General features: G+C 47.4%; 2 protein-coding genes. Both read right to left on the bottom strand.

Annotation, left to right across the window (positions count from 1 at the left end):
• A partial coding sequence (locus tag J5069_RS23745) for an Rpn family recombination-promoting nuclease/putative transposase (protein WP_264646115.1) occupies positions 1-393 on the bottom strand: 393 nt, incomplete at its 3' end.
• Between the two features lie 138 nt (positions 394-531).
• Positions 532-698 (bottom strand): family 1 glycosylhydrolase (locus J5069_RS23740; RefSeq protein ID WP_264646116.1); only part of this gene is annotated, 167 nt, incomplete at its 5' end.

The raw sequence follows: 698 nt of genomic DNA, 5'->3' as shown, positions 1-698 counted from the left end.
ATATGGACTTGTTTCACCGGCGTAAAACACCATCGGGATAACGAGGGGTAGCGTTTTATGACCCGCATCGAGATGGCGCTGCATCGCAGCAATAGCATATCGCATTAATCTGAACGCCATCATTTTATCCGGTGAACTCTGGTGTTCAATCAGCACATGGATATACCCTTCCCCCGCTATTGTCCGCAAGCTGTAAAGCACGTCGCTGTAATAGGCCCGAAGATTATCTTCAATGAAAGATCCAGACTCCAATTTCAGCGTATCCAGACAGCAAAGTTTCCGTAAGTGCTTGGGCAAGTGCAACTGCATGAAATCTCTTGCCGTGTCTGGATGAGTCAAGAACTGCTTGAACATGGCATCATGAGGAGTGGGTGTTGTTGTAGACTTTTTCATCAGTGCACACTCTGAAATGTATCCACAACGATTTTACGCTTTCGTACTTATCGGCTTGTTCAATGGCAACGGTACGTTTTGCTATTCACGACGATCGCGAGCGAGAAATGACTCACCAGCGATAGCCGTATTCACACCTTAGAGCGTTTCACCGTTAGTGGCGATAACATCCTGATACCAATAGAAACTCTTCTTACGGTAGCGGGCCAGTGTGCCGTTACCGTCGTTATCCTGATCGACATAGATAAAGCCGTAGCGCTTGTTCATTTCTGACGTCGATGCGCTGATAAGATCGATGGGTGCCC

It is taken from the genome of Candidatus Symbiopectobacterium sp. NZEC127 (assembly GCF_025962675.1).
GTDB lineage: Bacteria > Pseudomonadota > Gammaproteobacteria > Enterobacterales > Enterobacteriaceae > Symbiopectobacterium.
This window is presented reverse-complemented; position numbering and strand designations above follow the sequence as displayed.